Source organism: Acidithiobacillus sp. TH-A36, from assembly GCF_057473445.1.
In genome coordinates this window covers 1-2,887 of sequence record NZ_JBYCKP010000634.1, presented here as the reverse complement: position 1 = coordinate 2,887, position 2,887 = coordinate 1, and the positions used below count along the sequence as shown (strand labels likewise).

The 2,887-nt window shown below is 50.8% G+C and carries 4 protein-coding genes; 3 read left to right on the top strand and 1 reads right to left on the bottom strand.

Annotation, left to right across the window (positions count from 1 at the left end; translation table 11 throughout):
- Both AC2VLY_RS15820 and AC2VLY_RS15815 read left to right on the top strand, forming a co-directional pair.
- The coding region (locus tag AC2VLY_RS15820) for an efflux RND transporter permease subunit (RefSeq protein WP_486893410.1) at positions 1 to 278 on the top strand (278 nt) is incomplete at its 5' end.
- A gap of 397 nt (positions 279 to 675) precedes the next feature.
- Positions 676 to 1,398, top strand: coding sequence for an ATPase, T2SS/T4P/T4SS family (locus AC2VLY_RS15815; protein ID WP_486893412.1), 723 nt, complete (start codon positions 676 to 678; stop codon positions 1,396 to 1,398).
- A gap of 40 nt (positions 1,399 to 1,438) precedes the next feature.
- Here AC2VLY_RS15815 and AC2VLY_RS15810 read toward each other — a convergent pair whose 3' ends face one another.
- Positions 1,439 to 1,645, bottom strand: coding sequence for a cold-shock protein (locus AC2VLY_RS15810; RefSeq protein ID WP_486893414.1), 207 nt, complete (start codon positions 1,643 to 1,645; stop codon positions 1,439 to 1,441).
- A gap of 242 nt (positions 1,646 to 1,887) precedes the next feature.
- On the opposite strand from AC2VLY_RS15810, the gene AC2VLY_RS15805 reads away from it, so the two are divergent.
- A complete protein-coding gene (locus AC2VLY_RS15805; protein ID WP_486893415.1) occupies positions 1,888 to 2,850 on the top strand; it encodes a sigma-70 family RNA polymerase sigma factor in 963 nt (320 codons plus the stop codon).
- Positions 2,851 to 2,887: the final 37 nt, after the last annotated feature.

Genomic DNA, 2,887 nt, shown 5'->3' with positions numbered 1-2,887 from the left:
AGCGTCACGAGGGCTTGGGCAAACGCGAAGCGGTGGAAAAGGCGTCGAGTATCCGTCTGCGTCCGATTCTGATGACCACCGGAGCCATGGTACTCGGAGTTCTCCCCTTGCTCCTGGTGAATGGACCTGGATCAGTCAGCCGTTTTCAGTTGGGGTTGGTAGTATTTGCCGGGCTTTCCATTGGTGCATTGTTCTCGCTGTTCGTGGTACCCGCCATGTATATGGTGTTGGCCAAGGATTTAAATGAGCGCAAGAAGACGGTGCGCGTAGAAAGCTAGGCTCGATGGGTTCCAAAAGGGTTGGGGTATGCTCGGAAGATATGTACGTGTAGGATACAAATAAAGTTGGTAACAGACTCTACACCAACAAGATCTTCATCTATCCTATCTATCTATCTATCTGTAAAAGAAATATTATGTAAATCAGTTGATTATAAAGATATCGGACGAAATGAATACAGTTAAGGCTGGTTTAGTCCAGCGAAACAGGCCTCTTGCGAACGACCAGAGTTGGCAGCCTTTTCCGAACGCTTCCACGACCTTGTTTTATCAATTTAAGGGTGCAAGCCACAAGGTGGCATGATCCGTATCCTAAACAATGGATATAAGCATACGGAAATAAGTTACCATCTTTATTTGAAAGTTACCGACTTTATTTCATTGTTCCCAACTTTATTTGTATCCTACAAAAACCACGACGCTCTATACCGCATTGAACATGCTCAATACGGGTGACTGTAATATCAGCACGGCGGAAGATCCGGTAGAAATTCCGGTGTATGGAATCAATCAGGTGAATATCAATGAGCGGATCGGCTTGAATTTTGCCGCTGCCCTGCGTTCCTTTTTGCGGCAGGACCCCGACATTATTATGGTCGGTGAAGTCCGCGATCTGGAAACCGCAGAAACGGCTATCAAGGCCGCCCAGACCGGACATTTGGTGCTGGCCACCTTGCACACCAATGACGCACCCCAGAGCTTGACCCGTCTGGAGAACATGGGCATTCCAACCTATAACATTGCCGGCGGGGTGCATCTGGTCCTGGCCCAACGGCTGGCCCGCAAATTGTGTTCGCATTGCCAAAAGCCGATGAAAATCCCCGAGCAGGCAATGGTGGAAGCTGGATTCGCTGTAGAAGACCTGCAAGGCTGGCAGCCTATGGGTCCTATCGGTTGTGATGAATGTCACAAAACCGGTTATAAAGGGCGTATTGGGCTCTATCAGGTCATGCCCGTCAGTGAAGCGATGCGGGAGCTCATTATGCAGGGCGGCACCGCCATCGACCTGGCGCGCCAAGCGGCCCGCGAGGGGGTGCTCACCATGCGACAGACGGGCTTGCGCCGTGTCAAAGAGGGCGTTACCAGTCTGGAAGAAGTGTTACGCGTGACGAATTTGTGAGTGATTTTTTGTCGCGTTGCCGACTATCGCTTGGTGAGCTTTAGCTTATGCTGCGGACATCCTCTGCCTGCAGTCCTTTCGGTCCGCGAACTACAGAGTAAGTGACCCGTTCCCCTTCGGCGAGGGATTTGAAACCTATGCCCTGAATGGCCGAATGATGCACAAATACATCTTCCTTCCCGTCATCCTGCACGATGAAACCGAAACCTTTACTATCGTTAAACCACTTTACCGTACCTGTTGCCATGATATTGCCTTTGTTTTTTCAATAATAACGCGGAACTAATATTAGTCGATTTCAGAAAGGTTGCAAAGCGTATCCCAGATAACGGTTTGTGATTCCCGGGATCAAATTGATCCCGACGCAGATACTACCGATCTTTTTAAGGGTGCTTTCCAAATAACCGCGTATTTTGGCACTTTATTACCCGAAAACAACCACCATCATCGGGTACCCTGAGCCTTTAACGCGATGGTTGGAAATGTTTCATGTTGGATGCTTTATGGGTTGTTGACGCTTCGGAAGAGGAGAATGAGTGGGGCGTACCTCCTGTAAGGGGCTCACGCCGTGCAACGGGACCGCACTGTGCAACAGACCTGCACCGTGCAACGGACGTCAGCGCACTGCCACTCACGGGTGTAGAGGCCGAAGAAACGGCACTGCCGCCAGAATCTCTCCCGGCCAATGACCCCGCCTTATGTCCTGAGAGCGCAACACGGCGTATGGGGCTGAGCGAAGAACGCGACCTGGTACAACGCATGCTGGACGGAGATGCAAAGGCTCGGGATAGGCTGGTGCAGAAAAATATGTGGTTAGTACATTACTTGTCGAATAACTATCAAAGCGCGTTCATCACGCGGGAAGATGTTATCCAGGAAGGATATCTGGGCCTGCTGCATGCAGCAGATCGCTTTCGTCTGGATGCCGGTTGCCGTTTTGCCTCTTACGCCAGCTTCTGGGTGCGCAGCTATATGCAAAAGGCACTTTTCCATGCCCACCTGATTCGTCTGCCGGATTATTTGAGCAAAGCAATTCGTGGTTGCGAAAGTCGTGGTGAGCAGATTGGCGACACACGTGTCTTGCGCGAACAAACAAAGCAGGCCATTGAGACCTTTAATCCCTACATGTTTTCGACCCATGCACCGGATGCGGACGAAAGCCCGGCGGCGTGTTTTGAGCCCGTTGAAGATACGCTTTATGCACCGGACAACTTATCGCATCAGCGACACATGAAAAAGGTATTGGCACAGCATTTGAACGCGCTACCACTCAAACAGCGGCAGGTCCTGTTCCTGCGTTTTGGTTTTGGGGAAAGGCCTGCCATGGGGCTGGAAGAGGTCGGCGGCTTTATGGGTATTTGCCGCGAAGCGGTACGTCAGCTGCAGAATCGTGGCTTGGCGACCTTGAATGCGTGTTTGGAAGCCGAAAACCTGAGTTTCGATGATTGTTAGTGTGATGCTTTTTAAAAAGGTGCACTAAAGGGCATGC

Bases quoted from the DNA above. Each gene is read 5' to 3' on its own strand.
- AC2VLY_RS15810 (WP_486893414.1), bottom strand. From the start codon at position 1,645: ATGGCAACAGGTACGGTAAAGTGGTTTAACGATAGTAAAGGTTTCGGT.
- AC2VLY_RS15805 (WP_486893415.1), top strand. From the start codon at position 1,888: ATGTTGGATGCTTTATGGGTTGTTGACGCTTCGGAAGAGGAGAATGAG.